This is a genomic window from Kineosporia sp. A_224, assembly GCF_002198655.1.
Taxonomy (GTDB): Bacteria; Actinomycetota; Actinomycetes; order Actinomycetales; family Kineosporiaceae; genus R-H-3.
The window spans coordinates 1-21,087 of the sequence record NZ_MWLN01000239.1; the positions used below are offsets into that span (position 1 = coordinate 1).

At 73.6% G+C, this 21,087-nt stretch carries 17 protein-coding genes; 11 read left to right on the forward strand and 6 right to left on the reverse strand.

The annotated features are described in order from the left end of the window. The first annotated feature begins 100 nt into the window (after positions 1 to 100). From EDJALFJO_RS32585 to EDJALFJO_RS32635, 11 genes are all read left to right on the forward strand, one after another. A complete protein-coding gene (locus tag EDJALFJO_RS32585; RefSeq protein WP_088290797.1) occupies positions 101 to 1,231 on the forward strand; it encodes an amidohydrolase family protein in 1,131 nt (376 codons plus the stop codon). A gap of 16 nt (positions 1,232 to 1,247) precedes the next feature. Continuing rightward, on the forward strand, positions 1,248 to 2,522 hold the full coding sequence (locus EDJALFJO_RS32590) for a M20 family metallopeptidase (RefSeq protein ID WP_233150171.1): 1,275 nt from the start codon (positions 1,248 to 1,250) through the stop codon (positions 2,520 to 2,522). A gap of 9 nt (positions 2,523 to 2,531) precedes the next feature. After that, complete coding sequence (gene uvrC / locus EDJALFJO_RS32595) at positions 2,532 to 4,583, forward strand: excinuclease ABC subunit UvrC (protein ID WP_088290798.1); 2,052 nt, start codon at positions 2,532 to 2,534, stop codon at positions 4,581 to 4,583. Between the two features lie 129 nt (positions 4,584 to 4,712). Then, positions 4,713 to 5,546, forward strand: coding sequence for an RNase adapter RapZ (gene rapZ, locus EDJALFJO_RS32600; RefSeq protein WP_088290799.1), 834 nt, complete (start codon positions 4,713 to 4,715; stop codon positions 5,544 to 5,546). Next, a complete protein-coding gene (yvcK, locus tag EDJALFJO_RS32605) occupies positions 5,435 to 6,517 on the forward strand; it encodes a uridine diphosphate-N-acetylglucosamine-binding protein YvcK (RefSeq protein ID WP_369812604.1) in 1,083 nt (360 codons plus the stop codon). Before rapZ ends, yvcK begins: the two co-directional genes overlap by 112 nt. Positions 6,518 to 6,638: 121 nt before the next feature. After that, on the forward strand, positions 6,639 to 7,619 hold the full coding sequence (gene whiA / locus EDJALFJO_RS32610; RefSeq protein ID WP_088290801.1) for a DNA-binding protein WhiA: 981 nt from the start codon (positions 6,639 to 6,641) through the stop codon (positions 7,617 to 7,619). 194 nt (positions 7,620 to 7,813) lie between these two features. Continuing rightward, positions 7,814 to 8,818 carry a type I glyceraldehyde-3-phosphate dehydrogenase gene (gene gap / locus EDJALFJO_RS32615; RefSeq protein WP_088290802.1) on the forward strand — a complete coding sequence of 335 codons (1,005 nt, stop codon included), beginning with the start codon at positions 7,814 to 7,816 and terminating at the stop codon, positions 8,816 to 8,818. Positions 8,819 to 8,967: 149 nt separating this feature from the next. Beyond that, complete coding sequence (gene pgk, locus EDJALFJO_RS32620) at positions 8,968 to 10,158, forward strand: phosphoglycerate kinase (RefSeq protein WP_088290803.1); 1,191 nt, start codon at positions 8,968 to 8,970, stop codon at positions 10,156 to 10,158. Between the two features lie 27 nt (positions 10,159 to 10,185). Further along, on the forward strand, positions 10,186 to 10,956 hold the full coding sequence (gene tpiA, locus EDJALFJO_RS32625) for a triose-phosphate isomerase (protein WP_198950866.1): 771 nt from the start codon (positions 10,186 to 10,188) through the stop codon (positions 10,954 to 10,956). Between the two features lie 148 nt (positions 10,957 to 11,104). Next, a complete protein-coding gene (gene secG / locus EDJALFJO_RS32630; protein WP_088290805.1) occupies positions 11,105 to 11,347 on the forward strand; it encodes a preprotein translocase subunit SecG in 243 nt (80 codons plus the stop codon). Between the two features lie 173 nt (positions 11,348 to 11,520). Beyond that, positions 11,521 to 11,871, forward strand: a complete 351-nt coding sequence (locus EDJALFJO_RS32635) for an RNA polymerase-binding protein RbpA (RefSeq protein ID WP_088290806.1) — start codon at positions 11,521 to 11,523, stop codon at positions 11,869 to 11,871. 417 nt (positions 11,872 to 12,288) lie between these two features. Here EDJALFJO_RS32635 and pgl read toward each other — a convergent pair whose 3' ends face one another. The 6 genes from pgl to tkt all read right to left on the reverse strand — a co-directional run bounded on the left by pgl (position 12,289) and on the right by tkt (position 20,892). Continuing rightward, complete coding sequence (pgl, locus tag EDJALFJO_RS32640; protein WP_088290807.1) at positions 12,289 to 13,074, reverse strand: 6-phosphogluconolactonase; 786 nt, start codon at positions 13,072 to 13,074, stop codon at positions 12,289 to 12,291. After that, positions 13,071 to 14,297: a glucose-6-phosphate dehydrogenase assembly protein OpcA gene (locus tag EDJALFJO_RS32645; protein WP_088290808.1), complete on the reverse strand. Its 1,227-nt coding sequence runs from the start codon at positions 14,295 to 14,297 to the stop codon at positions 13,071 to 13,073. Before EDJALFJO_RS32645 ends, pgl begins: the two co-directional genes overlap by 4 nt. After that, the gene (zwf, locus tag EDJALFJO_RS32650) at positions 14,294 to 15,835 is read right to left on the reverse strand and encodes a glucose-6-phosphate dehydrogenase (protein WP_088290809.1); all 1,542 of its coding nucleotides are present in this window, start codon (positions 15,833 to 15,835) and stop codon (positions 14,294 to 14,296) included. Before zwf ends, EDJALFJO_RS32645 begins: the two co-directional genes overlap by 4 nt. Further along, a complete protein-coding gene (locus tag EDJALFJO_RS32655) occupies positions 15,832 to 17,556 on the reverse strand; it encodes a hypothetical protein (RefSeq protein WP_233150173.1) in 1,725 nt (574 codons plus the stop codon). Before EDJALFJO_RS32655 ends, zwf begins: the two co-directional genes overlap by 4 nt. Then, positions 17,553 to 18,689 (reverse strand): transaldolase, encoded by a 1,137-nt coding sequence (gene tal, locus EDJALFJO_RS32660; protein ID WP_088290810.1) that lies wholly within the window; start codon positions 18,687 to 18,689, stop codon positions 17,553 to 17,555. Before tal ends, EDJALFJO_RS32655 begins: the two co-directional genes overlap by 4 nt. A 64-nt stretch (positions 18,690 to 18,753) precedes the next feature. Next, positions 18,754 to 20,892, reverse strand: a complete 2,139-nt coding sequence (tkt, locus tag EDJALFJO_RS32665) for a transketolase (protein ID WP_088290811.1) — start codon at positions 20,890 to 20,892, stop codon at positions 18,754 to 18,756. Positions 20,893 to 21,087: the final 195 nt, after the last annotated feature.

Here is a 21,087-nt window from a genome sequence, read left to right on the forward strand (position 1 = left end):
CCGCCGACCCGCCCGCCGACCTTCCTGCCGACCTGCCTGCCGAGCCGTCGGACGGACCGACGCCCGACGCCCCAGCCCCGACACCACCCCGGAGGACCTCATGACGGACGTCGCCAGCACCGTCCCGCTCGTCGACCACCACTGTCACGGTGTCGTGACAGCAGAGCTCGACCGGCCCGGGCTGGAGGCGATCATCAGCGAGGGCGGCGCCCCGCCCGCCGGGGAGACGAACTTCGACACCCCGGTCGGGCTCGCGATCCGGCGGCACTGCGCACCCCTGCTCGACCTCGAGCCGCACGCGCCGGTCGAGGAGTACCTCGCGCGCCGGTTCGAGCTCGGCACCGCGGAGGTGAACCGGCGCTTCCTCGCCCCGACCGGCACGAGCCGCTACCTCGTCGACACCGGGCACCGCCCCGACGGCCTGACGACCCCCGAGGAGATGGCCGACCTCACCGGCACCCCGACGTCCGTCATCGTCCGGCTCGAGTCGGTCGCCGAGGCGGTCGCGGCGGACGGCGTCGAGCCCGGTGAGTTCGCCCAGCGGTTCGCGGAGCGGCTCGCGGCGGCGACCGCCGAGCCCGGCGTCGTCGGCGTGAAGTCGGTCGCGGCGTACCGGACCGGCCTGCGCCTCGACCCGCGCCGGCCGTCGCCGTCCGAGTCGACGGGCGCCGCCGCCCGCTGGCTGACGGCCGGCCCGGGGGAGTCCGGCTGGCGGCTCGCCGACCCGGTCCTCCAGCGCCTGACGCTCTGGGCCGCCGTCGACCTCGGCCTGCCGATCCAGTTCCACATCGGCTTCGGCGACAGCGACATCCGGATGACCGACGTCGACCCGACGCTGCTCACCGACTGGCTGCACCTGCACCGGGTGCCCGTCATGCTCCTGCACTGCTGGCCGCTGCACCGCGAGGCGTCCTACCTCGCGTGCATCTACCCCCACGTGCACCTCGACGTCGGCTCGGTCCTGCACTACGTCGGGCCGCGCCGCAGCATCGAGGTGCTCGCCGAGGCCGCCGAGGTCACGCCGTTCACCCGGCTGCTGTACTCCTCCGACGCCTACGGGGCCCCCGAGCTGTACCGGCTCGGCGCCCTGAACTTCCGGCTCGGGCTGGAGGCGCTGCTCGCCGACCGGGTCGGCAGCGGCGAGTGGTCGGTGCCGGACGCCGAACGCTTCGCCCACCTCGTCGCGCACGGCAACGCCGAGCGCGTCTACGGCCTCCCGGCCGCATCGTGACCGGGCAGGCGGAACCGTGACCGGCCGGCACACCGGCGCACGTGCCGGGCTCGAGGCGCTGCGGGTGCGCTGGGTCGAGGCGCTCGACGCCGAGCTGCCGGCGGCGGTCGCGCTGCGGCACCGGATCCACGCCGCGCCCGAGGTGTCCGGCCACGAGACGGCGACGACCGCCGCGGTCGTCGCCGCGATCGGCGCGGGCCCCGGGACGGCGTCCGCGTCGACCGGCCGGGTGCTCCGGATCGGACCGGGCGGCCCGGCGGTCGCCGTCCGCGCGGAGCTCGACGCCCTGCCCCTCGTCGAGGCGACCGGGGCCGCGTACGCCGCGACGAACGGTGCCATGCACGCATGCGGCCACGACGTGCACCTCGCCGCCGTCACCGCGCTGTCCCGGGCGGCCCTCGCGACGGAGGCCGCCGGGCACCCGCTGCCCGCCGGGCTGGTCGTCGTCCTCCAGCCGCGCGAGGAGGTCGGCCCGACCGGGGCCGCCGACGTCCTCGCCGAGGGGGTCCTGGCCGCCCACGACGTCCGGTGCGTCGTCGGCGGGCACGTCCAGCCGCAGGTGGCGGCCGGGCACGTCTCGTGCGACCCGGGTCCGGTCAACGCCGCCGTCGACGAGATCGAGGTCGTCGTCACCGGCCGCGGCGGCCACGGCGCCTACCCGCACCTCACCGTGGACCCCGTCCCGGCGCTGTGCCGGATCGTGCTGGCGATGCAGGACGCCGTCCGCTCCGCCGTCGATCCGCTGCAGCCGGCCGTGGTCTCGATGACCCAGCTCTCCGGCTCGGGCGCGCCGAACGTCGTCCCGGACGAGGCCCGTGCGGCCGGCACCGTCCGGACGATGCGGCCCGTCGACGCCGCCGCGCTGCACGCCCGGATCGAGGCGCTCGTCACGGGCATCGCGCACGGGCACGGCTGCACCGGCCGCTACCTGGTCCGCCGCGGCGAGCCGGCGCTCGACAACGACCCGGCGACCGCGGCGTGCGCGGCGGACTGGCTCGCGGCGTCCGGGCTGCCGACGGCGCCCTTCGCGTCGTGCGGCTCCGACGACTTCGCCACGTACGGCACGCAGCTGCCGATCCTCATGATGTTCGTCGGCACCGGCCACGGCCCGGGATCGCCGATGCTCCACGACGCGGCGTTCCTGCCCCCGGACGGCACCGTGCGCGAGGTCGCGCTCGCGCTCATGGCCGGCTGGCTCGCCGCCGTCGAGGTGCACCTCGGCCCCGGGGCGGCCGGCACCGACGGTGCGGGCCACCGGGCCGGTACCGGAAAGGTCGGTGCCGACGCCTAGGCTCGGTCCGTGGCCGATCCCTCGACGTACCGCCCGAAGACGGGAGAGATCCCGGAGTCCCCGGGTGTCTACCGCTTCCGGGACTCGTCGGGCCGCGTCATCTACGTCGGCAAGGCGAAGAGCCTGCGGCAGCGGCTCAACTCCTACTTCGCCGACATCGCCTCGCTGCACCCGCGCACCCAGACCATGGTGACGACGGCGGCGGGCGTGGAGTGGACGACGGTCACCACCGAGGTCGAGGCGCTCCAGCTCGAGTACGCCTGGATCAAGGAGTTCGACCCGCGCTTCAACGTCAAGTACCGCGACGACAAGTCGTACCCGTACCTCGCGGTGACGATGGGGGAGGCCTACCCGCGGGTCCAGGTCATGCGCGGCGCCAAGCGCAAGGGCACCCGGTACTTCGGGCCCTACGCGCACGCCTGGGCGATCCGCGAGACCGTCGACCTGCTGCTGCGCGTCTTCCCGGTGCGCACGTGCAGCGCCGGGGTCTTCCGCCGGGCCGGCCAGGTCGGCCGCCCGTGCCTGCTCGGGTACATCGACAAGTGCTCCGCACCGTGCGTCGGCCGGGTCAGCGAGGAGGAGCACCGCGAGCTCGCCGAGGACTTCTGCGACTTCATGGCGGGCCAGACCCAGCGCTTCGTCCGCCGGATCGAGCAGCAGATGAAGGCCGCGGCGTCCGAGCTGGAGTACGAGCGCGCGGCCCGGCTGCGCGACGACCTCCAGGCCCTGCGGCGGGCGCTCGAGAAGAGCGCGGTCGTCCTGCCGGACGGCACGGACGCCGACGTCTTCGGGCTCTCCGAGGACGACCTCGAGGCCGCGGTCCAGGTGTTCCACGTCCGGGACGGCCGGGTCCGCGGCCAGCGCGGCTGGGTCGTGGAGAAGGTCGAGGACGTGACGACCGCCGACCTCGTCGAGCAGCTCCTGCTCCAGGTCTACGGCGACGTCGGCGGCGACGGCGTCCCGCGTGAGGTGCTCGTGCCCGTGGAGCCGCCGGACCGGGTCGAGATCGAGGAGCTGCTCAGCGAGCAGCGCGGCTCGCGGGTCGTCGTCCGGGTCCCGCAGCGCGGCGACAAGCGGTCGCTCGCCGAGACGATCGGGCGCAACGCGGGCCAGGCGCTCACCCTGCACAAGACCCGGCGCGCCGGGGACCTGACGACCCGGTCGAAGGCGCTCGCCGAGATCCAGGACGCGCTCGGCCTGCCCGAGGCCCCGCTGCGCATCGAGTGCTACGACGTCTCGAACATCCAGGGCACGCACGTCGTCGCGTCGATGGTCGTCTTCGAGGACGGCCTGCCCCGCAAGAGCGAGTACCGCCGCTTCACCGTCCGCGGGGTCGACGGGCAGGACGACGTCGCGTCGATCCACGAGGTCATCACCCGGCGGTTCCGCCGCTACCTCGAGGACAAGGAGAACGCGGGGCTCGACCTCGGTGACGGCGGCGCGGACGACGACCTGGCCGGTGGGGTGCCCGGTGCGGACGGCGGCCTCCAGGTCCCGCAGCCGCGCGACGAGGCCGAGGAGCGCCGGCGCGGCGCGGCGTCCCCGATCGACCCGGACACCGGTCGTCCGCGGCGTTTCGCCTACTCCCCGAACCTCGTCGTCGTCGACGGCGGCCCGCCGCAGGTCGCCGCGGCGGCCCGGGCGATGGCCGAGCTCGGCATCGACGACGTCGCCCTGTGCGGCCTCGCGAAGCGGCTCGAGGAGGTGTGGGTCCCGGCGGACGACGACCCGCTCGTCCTGCCCCGCACGAGCGAGGGCCTCTACCTGCTCCAGCGGGTCCGCGACGAGGCGCACCGGTTCGCGATCACGCACCACCGGCAGAAGCGCAGCAAGGCGATGACGGTCAGCGTCCTCGACGAGGTGCCGGGGCTGGGTCCCGCCCGCAAGAAGGCGCTGCTGCGGGCCTTCGGCTCGGTGAAACGGCTGCGCGTCGCGAGCGCGGAGGAGATCGCGTCGGTCCAGGGCATCGGGCCCTCGGTCGCCGCGGCGGTCGTCGCCGCTCTCGGCGAGCAGACCGCGGAGCCGGCGGTCGACATGGCGACCGGTGAGATCATCGACTGACCTCGCGGGGGCGCGGCAGGCGGCGGAGACGACACAGGGGCCGGGGTGCGGGCAGCGGACCCGGGCGACCAGGAGGGGCACGACGTGAGTGGGGCCGACGACGGACGAGAGCTGCTCGTCATCACAGGAATGTCCGGCGCGGGCCGGTCGACGGCGGGGGCGGTGCTGGAGGACCTCGGCTGGTACGTCGTCGACAACCTCCCGCCGCAGATGCTCAGCACGCTCGTCGACCTGACGACGACACCGACGACGAACGACGTGCACCAGCTCGCGGTGACGATCGACGTCCGCGGGCGCTCGTTCTTCGCCGCGCTGCAGACCGCGCTCGCCGCGCTCGGCGACCGCGGCGTGAAGACCCGGCTGCTCTTCCTCGACGCCGCGGACGACTCGCTCGTGCGCCGGTTCGAGTCGGTGCGCCGGCCGCACCCGCTCCAGGGCGAGGGCCGCCTGCTCGACGGCATCACCCAGGAGCGGGAGATCCTCGGCGGGCTGCGCGGGACCGCGGACATCGTGCTCGACACCTCCCACCTCAACGTCCACCAGCTCTCCGCGAAGATCGCCGAGGCGTTCGGCAACGGTGCCGGGCCGGCGCTGCGGGTCACGGTGATGTCCTTCGGGTTCAAGTACGGCCTGCCCTTGGACGCCGACCACGTGGCCGACGTCCGCTTCCTGCCGAACCCGTTCTGGGTGCCGGAGCTGCGCGGGCACACCGGCCTCGACGCGCCCGTCAGCGAGTTCGTGCTCGCCCAGGAGGGCGCCGTGACGTGGCTCGACGCCTACGTCGCCGCGCTGCGGCCGGTGCTCGCCGGGTACACCCGGGAGAACAAGCGCTACGCGACCCTCGCCATCGGCTGCACGGGCGGCAAGCACCGCTCCGTCGCGATGAGCGAGCAGCTCGCCGAGCGGCTGCGCAGCGACTCGCTGTCGGCGACGACCGTCCACCGCGACCTCGGTCGCGAGTAGGGAGCCCCGCGTCCATGGCTGGACCTTCGGTCGTCGCCCTCGGCGGCGGGCACGGTCTCGCGGCCTCGCTGTCCGCCCTGCGCCACGTCACCGACCGGCTCACCGGCGTCGTGACGGTCGCGGACGACGGCGGGTCGTCGGGCCGGCTGCGCCGCGAGCTCGGCGTGCTGCCGCCCGGGGACCTGCGGATGGCGCTCTCGGCGCTCTGCGACGACGGCGAGTGGGGGCGCCTGTGGCGCGACGTCCTCCAGCACCGGTTCGCCAGCGCGGGGGCGCTGCACCAGCACGCGATGGGGAACCTGCTCATCGTCACGCTGTGGGAGCTCCTCGGGGACACCGTCGAGGGCCTGGACTGGGTCGGACGGCTGCTCGGCGCCCGCGGCCGGGTGCTGCCGATGGCCGCCGTCCCGCTCGACATCGAGGCGACGGTGCGCGGCGCCGACCCGGCCGACCCGGCCGGGGTCGTCACGGTCCGCGGGCAGGTCGCCGTCGCGACCACCCCCGGGGACGTCGTCGCGCTGCGCCTCGTGCCCGAGCAGCCGCCCGCCTGCCCGGAGGCGCTCGACGCGATCATGGAGGCGGACTGGGTCGTCCTCGGGCCCGGGTCGTGGTTCACGAGCGTCCTGCCGCACCTGCTCGTCCCGGAGCTGTCGGCGGCGCTGCACGAGACCCGGGCCCGGCGCTGCGTGACGATGAACCTCGCGACCCAGGCGGGGGAGACCGAGGGGTTCTCCTCGGAGGCGCACCTGGAGGTGCTCGCGGCGCACGCCCCGGAGCTGCGCATCGACGCCGTCCTCGCCGACCCGTCGTCCGTCGAGGACCCGGGTACGCTCTCCGACGTCGCGGGCACGCTGGGAGCGCGGCTCCTCATGCGTCAGGTGTCCCTGGGGGACGGCACCCCGCGGCACGACCCCCTGCGTCTCGCGGCCGCGTACCGCGACGTGTTCGACGCCGTCCTCGGAGATGTGTGAAACCCCGCATGGTCGATCTTCGTCCCGTACGGTCAGTGCTCGTGACTGTCCGCAATCAGATGAACACAGAAATTCGACCTCCCGCACACGCGCGGAGGAACGCGATGGCAGGATGTGGCGCATGGCTCTGACGGCGCTGGTGAAGGACGAGCTCAGCCGCCTCCAGGTGACGAAGCCCTGCTGCCGCAAGGCAGAGGTGTCCGCGACGCTGCGGTTCGCAGGCGGTCTGCACATCGTGAGCGGGCGGATCGTCGTGGAGGCGGAGCTCGACACGGGCAATGCGGCCCGACGGCTGAGGCGGGACATCGCCGAGGTCTTCGGGCACACGAGCGACGTCATCGTGCTGGCGCCCGGGGGGCTGCGACGCGGCAGCCGGTACGTGGTGCGGGTGGTGCGGGACGGCGAGAGCCTCGCGCGGCAGACCGGGCTGCTCGACGCCCGCGGCCGGCCGGTGCGCGGGCTGCCGCCGCAGGTCGTCTCGGGCGCGACGTGCGACGCCGAGGCCGCCTGGCGCGGCGCGTTCCTCGCGCACGGCTCGCTCACCGAGCCGGGCCGCTCCAGCGCCCTCGAGGTGACCTGCCCCGGTCCGGAGGCCGCCCTGGCCCTCGTCGGTGCGGCCCGCCGGCTGTCGATCCAGTCCAAGGCCCGCGAGGTCCGCGGCGTCGACCGGGTCGTCATCCGGGACGGCGACACGATCGGCGCGATGCTCACCCGGCTCGGCGCGCACGACGCCGTCCTCGCGTGGGAGGAGCGGCGGATGCGCCGCGAGGTCCGCGCGACGGCGAACCGGCTCGCGAACTTCGACGACGCGAACCTGCGCCGCTCGGCGCGCGCCGCCGTCGCGGCCGGGGCCCGGGTCGAGCGCGCGATGGAGATCCTCGGCGAGGACATCCCCGACCACCTCAAGGCCGCCGGCACGCTCCGCCTGGAGCACAAGCAGGCCAGCCTCGAGGAGCTCGGGCAGCTCGCCGACCCGCCCATGACCAAGGACGCCGTCGCGGGCCGGATCCGCCGGCTCCTCGCGATGGCGGACAAGCGGGCCCACGACCTCGGCGTCCCCGGCACGGAGGCCAACCTCACACCGGACATGCTGGACGCCTGAGCCGACAACTCGGGCACCACCACACCGGGGGCCGCCGGGCAGGGACCATCGGGCCGCGCCGTGGCACGAGCGTGCGGTTGGGTGATACCTGGCGGTAACGAATAGGGTTGCCGTGGCCGTACGACGGCGTACGGGACTCATCATCCGTAGATTCGCGCCGGGCGCTGCCCCGGCGCGCCAGGGAGGGCTCCTCCGTGACCGTTCGGGTTGGCATCAACGGCTTCGGCCGTATCGGCCGCAACTACTTCCGCGCGCTTCTGGCGTCCGGGGCCGACGTCGAGGTGGTCGGCGTCAACGACCTCACCGACAACAAGACGCTCGCGCACCTCCTCAAGTACGACTCGATCCTCGGCCGCCTCGGCCGCGAGGTCACGTTCACCGAGGACTCGATCTCGGTCGGCGGCAAGAGCTTCAAGGCGCTCGCCGAGCGCGACCCGGGCGCCCTGCCGTGGGGCGAGCTCGGTGCGGACGTCGTCATCGAGTCGACGGGCCACTTCACCGACGCCGCCAAGGCGAAGGCGCACATCGCGGCCGGCGCGAAGAAGGTCATCATCTCCGCCCCGGCGAAGAACGAGGACTTCACCGTCGTCATGGGCATCAACGACGGCGACTACGACCCGGCGAAGCACCACGTCATCTCCAACGCGTCGTGCACCACGAACTGCCTCGCGCCGATGGCGAAGGTGCTCCTCGAGGAGTTCGGGATCGTCAAGGGCCTCATGACGACGATCCACGCGTACACGAACGACCAGGTCATCCTGGACTTCCCGCACTCGGACCTGCGTCGTGCGCGGGCCGCGGCGACGAACATCATCCCGACGACGACGGGTGCCGCCCGGGCGATCGCCCTGGTCATCCCCGAGCTCAAGGGCAAGCTCGACGGCTTCGCGATGCGCGTCCCGATCCCGACCGGCTCGGCGACCGACCTCACGGTCGAGCTCGGCCGCGAGACGACCAAGGACGAGATCAACGCGGCCTTCAAGAAGGCCGCCGAGGGCTCGCTCAAGGGCTACCTCGAGTACACCGAGGACCCGATCGTCTCCAGCGACATCGTCACCTCGCCCGCGTCGTGCACCTTCGACGCGCTCCTGACGACCGTCCAGGGCAACCAGGCGAAGATCGTCGGCTGGTACGACAACGAGTGGGGCTACTCGAACCGCCTCGTCGACCTCACGTCGGTCGTCGGCGGCTCGCTCTGACGATCGTCTGACCCACGTCGGACGGGCGTCAGCCCTGTCGCGAGAACACATCGCTGCCGCCCGCCCGGCCGCTGCCGTCCGGTGAGAGACCACCCTTACCGGACGACGCGGCCGGGCGCGCGGCATGCCCAGACCGCGGGAGCGCGTGCATGAAGACCATCGACGACCTGGGCGACCTGCGCGGCAAGCGCGTCCTCGTCCGGTCCGACCTCAACGTCCCCCTCGACGGGACGACCATCACGGACGACGGCCGAATCCGGGCGTCCGTGCCCACCATCAAGAAGCTCTCCGACGCCGGGGCCAAGGTCGTCGTCGTCGCCCACCTCGGCCGTCCCAAGGGCGCGCCGGAGGAGAAGTACTCGCTGCGGCCGGTCGTCGCGCGGATGTCCGAGCTGCTCGGCACGGACGTCGCGTTCGCGACCGACACGGTCGGCGACTCGGCGAAGGCCGTCGTCGCCGGGCTCGCCGACGGCGACGTCGCGATCCTCGAGAACATCCGCTTCAACCCGGGCGAGACGAGCAAGGACGAGGCCGAGCGCGGCGCGTTCGCCGACGAGCTCGCGGCCCTCGCGGACGTGTTCGTCAGCGACGGGTTCGGCGTCGTCCACCGCAAGCAGGCCAGCGTCTACGACGTCGCGAAGCGGCTGCCGCACGCGATGGGCGGCCTCGTGCTCGCCGAGGTCGAGGTGCTCAAGCGGCTCACCGTCGACCCGGCGCGGCCCTACGCCGTCGTCCTCGGCGGCTCGAAGGTCTCCGACAAGCTCGGGGTCATCGACAACCTCATCGGCAAGGCCGACCGGCTGCTCATCGGTGGGGCCATGGTCTTCACCTTCCTCGCGGCCCAGGGCAACCCGATCGGCACCAGCCGGGTCGAGGCCGACCAGATCGACGTCGTCAAGGGCTACCTCGCCACGGCCGCCGAGCGCGGCGTCGAGGTCGTCCTGCCGGTCGACATCGTCGTGGCGGCGGAGTTCTCGCAGGACGCCGCCCCCGAGGTCGTCGCGGCCGACGCGATCCCCGACGGGAAGATGGGCCTGGACATCGGTCCGGAGAGCGGCAAGCTCTTCGCCGCCAAGCTCGCCGACGCGAAGACCGTGTTCTGGAACGGCCCGATGGGCGTCTTCGAGTGGGAGGCGTACAGCGCCGGCACCCGTGCCGTCGCGCAGGCCCTCACCGAGGTCGACGGCCTCACCGTCGTCGGCGGCGGCGACTCCGCCGCGGCGGTGCGGACGCTGGGCTTCGACGAGAGGGCGTTCGGGCACATCTCGACCGGCGGCGGCGCGTCGCTGGAGTACCTGGAGGGCAAGACCCTCCCCGGCATCGACGTCCTGGAGGACTGAGCCGTGGCCACGAGCCGCACCCCGCTGATGGCGGGCAACTGGAAGATGAACCTCGACCACCAGCAGGCCACGCACCTCGTGCAGAAGCTCGCCTGGTCCCTGGACGACGCCAAGCACGACTACGGGCAGGTCGAGGTCGCGGTGATCCCGCCGTACACCGACATCCGCTCGGTGCAGACCCTCGTCGACGGCGACAAGCTCGGCCTCAAGTACGGCGCGCAGGACCTCTCCGCGCACGACTCGGGCGCGTACACGGGCGAGATCTCCGGCGCGTTCCTCGCCAAGCTCGGCTGCTCGTACGTCGTCGTCGGGCACAGCGAGCGCCGGCAGTACCACGCCGAGACCGACGCGGTCGTCAACGCCAAGGTCAAGGCCGCGTACCGGCACGGCCTCACGCCGATCTTCTGCGTGGGCGAGGGCCTGGACGTCCGCAAGGAGGGCCGCCACGTCGAGCACACGCTCGCGCAGGTCGAGGGCGGTCTGGCCGGCGTCAGCGCCGAGCAGGCGGCCTCGGTCGTCGTGGCCTACGAGCCCGTCTGGGCGATCGGCACCGGCGAGGTGGCCACCCCGAAGGACGCGCAGGAGGTGTGCGGGGCGATCCGCGCCAAGCTGGCCGAGCTCTACTCGGCGGACCTCGCGGCGGGCGTCCGCGTGCTCTACGGCGGCTCGGTCAAGGCGAACAACGTCGCGGCGATCATGGCCGAGGCGGACGTCGACGGTGCTCTCGTCGGCGGCGCGGCGATCGACCCGGCGGAGTTCGCGTCCATCGCGCGCTACCGCAGCCACGTGACGGCCTGAGCCCAGGTCGTCCGCGCAAGGACCCGGGGCTGGCGATCCGCGGGGCGTGTCACGGCACGCCCCGCGGATCGCTTACCCTGAGTGCACCGAGGCGACGGCGTCAGCGCCGCGTCGGACACGCCCTCCCGCACGAGAGACGAGATCACCCGTGACAGCGGTCCGCATCACCCTCCAGGTGCTGCTGGTCATCACCAGCGCGTTCCTGATCCTGCTCATCCTGCTCCACAAGGGGCGCGGGGGCGGTCTGTCGGACATGTTCGGCGGTGGCGTCTCCAGCAACCTCGGCAGCTCCGGCGTCGCCGAGCGCAACCTCAACCGCTTCACCATCGCGGTGTCGCTGGTCTGGTCGACCGTCGTGGTCCTGCTCGGGGTCCTCGAGCGCTTCAACTGAGCGGGCGCCGCGAGGGTCCGGCCCGGTACCGGGTGGTAACCCTCCGGAACATGCCCCCAGCCGGGCGCGGATGACGTAGAAACATAGACAAGAGCACAGCACGTGGCCAGGCCGGAGTTTCGGGAGCGGCCGACGACACGTGTCCGGTACGTCGAACAGCAGGAGGACTAGCGGTGGCCAGTGGCAACGCGATCCGCGGGAGCCGGGTCGGCGCGGGCCCGATGGGCGAGGCCGAGCGAGGGGATACCGCCCCGCGGTTCCGGATCTCGTACTGGTGCGCCAACGGGCACGAGACGATGCCCAGCTTCTCCGAGGAGGCCGGCGTCCAGCCCCCCGAGATCTGGGACTGCCCGCGGTGCGGCTTCCCGGCCGGTCAGGACCAGGTGAACCCTCCCTCGCCGCCCCGCAACGAGCCGTACAAGACGCACCTCGCGTACGTGAAGGAGCGCCGCTCGGACGCCGACGGCGCGGCCATCCTCGAGGAGGCCCTCGAGTCCCTGCGCCGCCGCCGGCTCATCGTCTGAGCACGTCCGGCCGCACAGCATCGCGAAGGCCCCGCCGACCCGGTCGGCGGGGCCTTCTGCGTGCGGTGACCTCGCACCGCACCTGACGGGTGACGAGCGCTGCGTCGTCGGCGTCGTCGGCATCCTCTGGCGGGGTACGCACGCTGCGTCGACGTCCTCTGGTGGCATCCGCACACTTCCGGAGTCGTCCTCTGGTGTGAGAAGCACGTGACCTCGTCCTCTGGTGTAGAAAGCACCACAAAACGCAGGTTTGGGGGCGTTCTCCCACCAGAGGACGAGGATGCGTGCTTCTCACACCAGAGGATGCGCGCGTTCAGGTGCGCGAGCCGCCAGAGGACGCGAGGCGTCAGGTGCGCGAGCCGCCAGAGGACATCGCGTCGGGTGCAGAACGCGCCAGAGGACGAACAGCCAGCTCAGTCAGGGGCTCGCGATCCGCGCCACCCGGGCCGGCAGGCCGGACGCCGAGGCGCGGTCGAGCAGCCACAGGGTGCGGCGCCGGCCGGTCGCGCCGGCCGCCGGGACGGCGAACGGGCCACCGCCGCCGAGCGCGAGCGAGACCGCGCCGGCCTTCTCCGCGCCGGCCGCGAGGAGCCAGACGGCCTGCGCCTGCCGGATCGCGGGGGCGGTGAGCGAGACCCGGGTCGGTGGCGGCTTGGGGGCGCCGCGCACGCCGACGACGGTGCGCTCCTCCTCGTACACCGCGGGGTGCTCGGGGAACAGCGACGCGACGTGCGCGTCCGGGCCGACGCCGAGCATGAGGATGTCGAACGCGGGGACCCCGCCCCGGTCCTCCGGGCCGGCGGCGGCCGCCAGCTCCTCGGCGTAGCCGCGGGCGGCTTCGTCGACGTCGTCCCCCCAGCGCCCGTCGGACGCGGGCATCGCGTGCACCCGCGCCGGGTCGAGCGGCACCGCGTCGAGCAGCGCCGCCCGGGCCTGGGTCTCGTTGCGGTCCGGGTGGCCGGCCGGCAGGAAACGCTCGTCGCCCCACCAGACGTCGAGCGCGCGCCAGTCGACCGCGTCCCGCGCCGGGCACGCCGCGAGGGCGGCGAGGGTCGCGATCCCGACGCCGCCGCCCGTGAGCACGACGTGCGCGTGCCCGCGGGCGGCCTGGACGTCGACGAGCCCCGTGACGAGGCGCGCTGCGGCGGCCTGCGCGAGGAGCTCCGGGGTCGCGTGGACGACGACGGTCGGGGACGACGTCACGCGGGAGCCTTCTTGGCGGCGGTCTTGGCGGGCGCCTTCTTCGCCGCCGCCTTCGATGCCGGTGCCTTGGCCGATGCCTTGGCCGGTGCCTTGGCCGCAGCCTTCGCCGGAGCCTTGGCCGGTGCCTTGGCCGCAGCCTTCGCCGCAGCCTTGACGGGAGCCGGGTCGGCCGCCGCCGCGTCGTCCGGCCCGTGGACCGGCGCGACCGGGGGAGCGCCGGGTGTCCGTCGGGCCCCCGAGTGACCGCCGGCCGACGTGGCGGCGGGCTGCTTGGCCCCGGCGGAGCGGGCGGTGCCGACCGTCCCGTTCTTCGCGAGCAGGTCGAGCCCCCGGGTGACGACCTCACCGAAGATGTCGTCCGGGTCGAGCCGGCGCAGCTCCTCGGCGAGGCAGTCGCGGTCCTGCCGGCGGGCCAGCGCGATCCGCCGTTCCGGCTGCCCCGGCTGGGTCAGCGTCGCGACGTTGCCGTCGGGCCGGACGAGCTCGACCGGCCCCGACGCCCGCTCGAGGACGACGCCGACCATGCCGCTGCCGACCGGCGTCCGCACCCGCTTCACCGGGCACTTGAGGTACAGCCCGAGCCAGGCGGCGAGCAGGTCGGTCGAGGCGCTGTCCGGGCCGCCGGACACGACCGCCCGCTGGACAGGCTCGTACGGCGGCTCGTCGAGGGCGGCCGCGAGCAGGCCCCGCCACAGGGTGATCCGGCTCCACGCCAGGTCGGTGTCCCCGGGGTGGTGCCGGGCGGCCCGCTGCTGCAGCGCCTTGACCGGGTTCTTGCTCTGGGACGCGTCGGTGATCCGGCGCTGCGCCATCCGCCCGATCGCGTCGTCCGCGGGGACCTCGGGCGTGACGCCCGGCCACCAGGCGACGATCGGTGCGTCCGGCAGCAGGAACGGCACGACGACCGACTCGCCGTGCTCGGCGAGCGGCCCGTAGAGCCGCAGCACGATGACCTCGCTCGCGCCGGCGTCGCCGCCGACGCGGATCTGGGCGTCGAGCCGGTTCACGCCGCGCTTGTTCCCGCGGACGATCGCGATGACGCGGCACGGGTGCTCCCGGCTCGCGTCGTTCGCGGCCCGGATCGCCTCCTCGGCCGGTCCGTCGTCCGTGACGATGAGCAGGGTCATGACCCGGCCCAGCGCGACCGCGCCACCCGCGTCCCGCAGGTCGACGATCTTCTTGGCGACGGCCCCCGTCGTCGTGTCGGGCAGGTCGACGATCACGGACGCCTCCAGCTACGGCCGTCGCGGGCCATCATCTCGTCGGCCGACGCGGGCCCCCACGTGCCGGACGTGTACGGGTCGGGGCGCCCCTTGGACGCCCAGAACTCGGTGATCGGGTCGAGGATCTTCCAGGAGAGCTCGACCTCCTCGTGCCGCGGGAACAGCGGCGGGTCCCCGAGCAGGACGTCGAGGATGAGGCGCTCGTACGCCTCCGGGCTGGACTCGGTGAACGAGTGGCCGTACCCGAAGTCCATCGTGACGTCTCGGACCTCCATCTGGGTGCCGGGCACCTTGGAGCCGAACCGGATCGTCACGCCCTCGTCCGGCTGGACCCGGATGACGATGGCGTTCTTGCCGAGCTCCTCGGTCGCCGTCCGCTCGAACGGCAGGTGCGGCGCCCGCTTGAAGACGACGGCGATCTCGGTGACGCGCCGCCCGAGGCGCTTGCCGGTCCGCAGGTAGAACGGCACCCCGGCCCAGCGCCGGGTGTCGATGTCGAGCCGGACGGCGGCGAACGTCTCGGTCGTCGACGTGGGGGACATGCCCTCCTCGTCGAGGTAGCCGATGACCGGCTGGCCGCCCTGCCAGCCCTTGGCGTACTGGCCGCGGGCGGTGTGCTTGCCGAGGTCGCGGGGCAGCCGGACGGCGGACAGCACCTTCTCCTTCTCGGCGCGCAGGTCGTGCGCGTCGAAGGAGACCGGCTCCTCCATCGCGGTGAGCGCGAGGAGCTGGAGCAGGTGGTTCTGGATGACGTCGCGGGCCGCGCCGATCCCGTCGTAGTAACCGGCCCGGCCGGCCACCCCGATGTCCTCGGCCATGGTGATCTGCACGTGGTCGACGTAGTTCGCGTTCCACACCGGTTCGAACATCTGGTTCGCGAACCGCAGGGCGAGCAGGTTCTGGACCGTCTCCTTGCCGAGGTAGTGGTCGATCCGGAAGACCGAGTCCGCCGGGAACACCGACTCGACGACGTCGTTGAGCTCGCGGGCCGACTTGAGGTTGTGCCCGAACGGCTTCTCGATGACGACCCGGCGCCACTGCTCGCCGTCCTGCGCCGACAGCCCTGACCGGGCGAGCTGCTTGGTGACGACGGGGAAGAACTTCGGCGGGATCGACAGGTAGAAGGCGTGGTTCCCGCCCGTGCCGCGCACCCGGTCGAGGTCGGCGACCGTGTGCGCGAGCTGGTCGAACGCGTCGTCGTCGCCGAAGTCGCCCGGCACGAACCGGAAGCCCTCGGCGAGCTGGCGCCAGACCGACTCGCGGAACGGCGTCCGGGCGTACTGCCGGACCGCCTCGTAGACGACCTGGCCGAAGTCCTGGTCGGCCCAGTCGCGCCGGGCGAACCCGGTGAGCGCGAAGCCCGGCGGGAGCAGCCCGCGCTGCGACAGGTCGTACACGGCCGGCATGAGCTTCTTGCGGGCAAGGTCGCCGGTGACACCGAAGATGACCAGTCCGCACGGCCCCGCGATCCGTTGGAGCCGCTTGTCCCGGTCGTCGCGGAGCGGGTTGGCCCCCTTCGCGATGCGGGCCGGGCTCACGCGCTCGCTCCGTCGGCGGCACCGAGCACCGAGAGCACCTGCCGCAGGCCGGCCGCGCGGTCGGTGAGGTGCAGGCGCAGCACGGGCCGCCCGTGGTCGGCGAGCACCTGGGCGTCGCCGGCCGCCTGGGCGGTGATGAGCTGCCCGAAGGTGAACGGCCGCTCCGCGATGGCGAGGTCCTCGACACCGGCGGCGGGCTCGGCCGTCACCTGGAGGTAGACGCCGACCGCCGGGCCGCCCTTGTGGAACTGGCCGGTGGAGTGCAGGAACCGCGGCGCCCAGCCGAAGGTGACGGGGCGCCCGGTGCGGGCGGCGAGCGACTCCCGCACCCCGGCGAGCGCGGTGTCGTGCTCCCTGTCCAGGTAGGCCATGACGGCGACGTAGCCGTCCGGGCCGAGCGCGCCGAGCAGGGCGTCGACGGCCCCGGTGAGGTCCTTGGCGTCGCCGAGCAGGCCGTCGGTGGCCCTGACCTCGACCGCGCCGTCGACGAGGTCGGGCGCGGCAGGCTCCGGGCGGGCGTCGAGCAGGCCGCGGGCGGCGGTCTTCGCGCTCTCGACGTCCGGCTGGTCGAACGGGTTGATCCCGAGGATCCGCCCCGCCACGGACGTCGCGTACTCCCACAGGAGCATCTGCGCGCCGAGCGGCCCGGCCACGGTGACGCCGGTCGCGACCCGGGCGGCGGGCTCGGTCGGAGCCCCCTCCGCCTCGGCGTCGGTCTCGTCGCGGCCGGACACGAGCCGGACGACGAGGACGTCGGCCGCGCCGCCGGTCACCTCGGGCGAGCCCGGGCCGCCGACGACGACCGGCAGCAGGCCGGTGCCCTCCTTGCCGGTGGACTCGGCGACGAGCTGCTCGACCCAGTCCGGGAAGCCGACGATGCCGGAGCCCTCGTCGACGAAGACGACCTTGTCCCGCAACGGCTTCGTGCCGCCGAGCGCCGCCCCGAGGACGAGTGCGGGGTTGCCGTCGGAGTCGTCGGCGAGCAGGTCGACGACCTCGCCCGCCTGGTCGAGCAGGGCACCGGTGTCGACGCCGGCGAGGCCGGACGGCACGAGCCCGAACGCCGTGAGCGCGGAGAACCGGCCGCCGACGGTCGGGTCGGCCTGGAACACCGCGCGGTAGCCGGCGGCGAGCGAGGCCTGCTCGAGCGGGGAGCCCGGGTCGGTGACGACGACGATCCGGCGCTTCGCGTCGATGCCCGCGGCCGTGAACGCCGACTCGAACGCGCGGCGCTGGCTGTCGGTCTCGACGGTGGAGCCGGACTTGCTCGACACGACGACGACGGTCCGCTCCAGCTCGACGAGCGCCGCCCGGACCTGGCCGGGGTCGGTGCCGTCGAGGACGACGAGCGGGACGCCCGCCGTCCGGGTGATGACCTCGGGCGCGAGCGAGGAGCCGCCCATCCCGCACAGGACGACGCGGTCGACGCCCTCGGCGGCGAGCTCCGCGCGCAGCGCCTCGACCTTCGCGACGACGGGCCGCGAGGCGGCCTCGACGTCGACCCAGCCGAGCCGCTTGGACGCCTCGTCGACGGCGGCCTGCCCCCAGAGGGAGCCGTCCTTGCCGGCGATGCCGCTCGCGACGCCGTCCGCGACGAGGGCCGGCACGTGGGTCGCGACGGCGACCGCGGCGTCCCCGCCCGCGGTCACCTCGAGGACGGAGCCGGCCTCGTCGCCGACCCAGGCGACGAGCCACTGCGGAGGCGTGGGGCCGGTGGTCACTGGTGCGCCTCCTCGTCGGAGTCGGCGGCGGAGACACGGGCGAGCTCGTCGGACACGGTGCCGAGGAGTTCGGCCCAGCTCTTCTCGAACTTGTCGACGCCCTCGCGCTCGAGCTGCTCGGTGACGTCCGCGTAGGAGACGCCGATCGCCTCGAGCCGGTCGAGCACCTGCGCGGCCTCGGCGTAGCCGCCGCGGACCGTGTCGCCCGTGACCTCGCCGTGGTCGGCGGTCGCCTCGAGGGTCGCGCCGGGCATGGTGTTCACGGTGCCCGGGGCGACGAGCCCGGTGACGTACATCGTGTCCGGCAGCGACGGGTCCTTCACGCCGGTGGACGCCCAGAGCGGTCGCTGCGGCTTCGCGCCGGCGTCCGCGAGCACCTGCCAGCGCGACGTCGAGAAGACCTCCTCGTACGCCTGGTAGGCGAGCCGGGCGTTCGCCAGGCCGGCCTTGCTGCGCAGCGCGGTCGCCTCCTCGGTGCCGATCGCGACGAGCCGCTTGTCGATCTCGGTGTCGACGCGCGAGACGAAGAACGAGGCGACCGACGCGATCGTCGACAGGTCCAGGCCGGCGTCCTTGGCCCCCTCGAGCCCCGCGAGGAAGGCGTTCATCACGGCGCGGTAGCGGTCGAGGGAGAAGATCAGCGTGACGTTGACGCTGATCCCCTCGGACAGCACCGTGGTGATGGCCGGCAGGCCCTCGACGGTCGCCGGGATCTTGATGAGGGCGTTGGGCCGGTCGACGGTGGCCCAGAGCCGGCGGGCGGCCTCGATCGTCCCGGCGGTGTCCTTCGCGAGCCGCGGGTCGACCTCGATGGAGACCCGGCCGTCGAGCCCGCCGGTCGCGTCGAAGACCGGGCGGAAGACGTCGCACGCGCTGCGGACGTCGTCCGTCGTGATCTCGAAGACCGTCTCGTCCACGGTCGCGCTGCGGGCCGCGAGCGCGGTGACCTGGTCGGTGTAGCGGTCGCCCTTGGCGAGGGCGTTGGCGAAGATCGTGGGGTTCGTCGTGACCCCGACGACGTTCCGCTGCGCGATGAGGCCGGCGAGGTCGCCGGTCTCGAGGAGCTCGCGGGACAGGTCGTCGAGCCAGACGGAGACGCCCTCCGCGGAGAGCCGTGCGAGTGCGTCGCTCATGGTTCCTCCTGGTGTGGAACGGATAGGGGTGCTCGGGAGCGGGCGGCCGGACCGGGTCGCCGCGTCAGCCGGCGGCCGCGATGCTCTCTCGGGCGGCGGCGACGACGTGCCCGGCGGTGAGGCCGAACTCCTCGTAGAGCTTCTGGTACGGCGCGGAGGCGCCGAAGTGCTCGATGGAGACGATGCGCCCGGCGTCGCCGACGACGTCGCGCCAGCCCTGGGCGATGCCCGCCTCGACGCTGACGCGGGCCTTCACCGAGGGCGGGAGCACCGAGTCGCGGTAGCTCTGCTCCTGGGCGTCGAACCACTCGCGGCACGGCATCGACACGACCCGGGCCGGGACCCCGTCCGCCTCGAGCAGCTCGGCCGCGGCGACCGCGATCTGCACCTCGGAGCCGGTCCCGACGAGGACGACCGCCGGCGCGCCGCCGGACGCCTCCTTGAGCACGTAGGCGCCCTTCGCCGTCCCGTCGGCGGGGGCGAAGCCACCCTCGGGGGAACGGTCGTAGGTCGGGAGGTTCTGCCGCGAGAGCGCGAGACCGGCCGGTCGGTCGGTGTGGCCGAGGATCGTGCGCCACGCCCAGGCAGTCTCGTTCGCGTCGGCCGGCCGGACGACGTCCAGGCCGGGGATCGCGCGCAGCGCCGCGAGGTGCTCGATCGGCTGGTGGGTCGGGCCGTCCTCGCCGAGACCGATCGAGTCGTGCGTCCACACGTAGGTGACGGGCAGCCTCATGAGCGCCGCGAGCCGGACGGCGGGGCGCATGTAGTCGCTGAACACGAGGAACGTGCCGCCGAAGACCCGCAGGCCGCCGTGCAGCGCGATGCCGTTCATGATCGAGCCCATGGCGTGCTCGCGGATCCCGAAGTGCAGGATGCGGCCGTACGGGCTGCCCTGGCCCCAGGCCTGGGTCGTGTACTGCGACGGGAGGAACGACGCCTCGCCCTCGAGGGCGGTGTTGTTGCTCTCGGCGAGGTCGGCGGAGCCGCCCCACAGCTCCGGGAGCACGTCCTTGACGGCGTTGAGGACGACGCCCGACGCCTTGCGGGTCGCGACGTCCTTGCCGGCCTCGAACGTCGGGAGCGTGGCCTCCCAGCCGGCGGGCAGCGTCCGGGTCTTCAGCCGCTCGTGGATCGCGGCGCCGTCCGCGTTGTCGGCCTTCCAGGCCTCGAACCGCTTCTCCCAGGCCTCCCGCGCGGCGCGGCCCCGGTCGACCACCGAGCGCGCGTGCGCGAGGACGTCGGCGTCGACCTGGAACTTCTGCTCCGGGTCCAGGCCCATCACGGCCTTCGTGGCCGCGATCTCCTTGTCACCCAGCGCCGAGCCGTGCGACTTGCCGGTGTTCATGAGGTTCGGTGCCGGCCACGCGATGACCGTGCGGAGGATGACGAGCGACGGCTTGTCCGTGACGGCCTGCGCGGTCTTCAGCGCCGCGTACAGCTCGGGGACGTCCTCGGTGTAGGTGCCGTCCTTGCCGGACTGCGTCCCCTTGCCGTGCGTCCAGTCGACGGTCTGGACGTGCCAGCCGTAGGCCTCGTAGCGCTTGCCCGTGTCCTCGCTGAGCGCGACCGCGGTGTCGTCCTCGATGGAGATGTGGTTCGCGTCGTAGACGACGACGAGGTTGCCGAGCTGCTGGTGGCCGGCGAGCGAGGAGGCCTCGCTCGTCACGCCCTCCTCCATGTCGCCGTCCGACGCGAGCACCCAGACGGTGTGGTCGAAGACCGACTCGCCCTGCGCCGCGCCGGGGTCGAGGAGGCCGCGCTCGCGGCGGGCGGACATCGCCATCCCGACGGCGCTGGCCAGGCCCTGCCCGAGCGGGCCGGTCGTGATCTCGACGCCCGCGGTGTGCTCCACCTCGGGGTGGCCCGGGGTGAGCGAGCCCCATGTGCGCAGCGCCTCGAGGTCGGTGAGCTCGAGCCCGTAGCCGGACAGGTAGAGCTGGATGTACTGGGTGAGGCTGGAGTGGCCGCACGAGAGGACGAACCGGTCGCGCCCCGGCCAGTGCGGCTGCGTGGGGTCGAGCGTCATGAGCTTCTGGTAGAGCAGGTAGGCGACCGGCGCCAGGCTCATCGCGGTGCCGGGGTGGCCGCTGCCGGCCTTCTGCACCGCGTCCATGGCCAGGCCGCGCACGGTGTCGACGGCGCGGCGGTCGAGCTCGCTCCAGTCGAGGTCGGCGGCAGGTGCGGTGGTGGTGGTGTCGCTCACGGGGAAACCCGGGTCCTCTCGTCGGCGGTGCCGACGGCTCCCTCGCCGTCGGGGCCCGCGTCTACGGCGCTTCGGTGGTGCGTGCAGGTGGACGCCTCGCAGTCCTCTCCGGGCGCCGCGGGGAGCTGTGCGTGCAGGGAGAAGATCTCGTCACGGAGCCTATAGCGCAGCCGGGGGCCGAGCCCTTCCGCACGT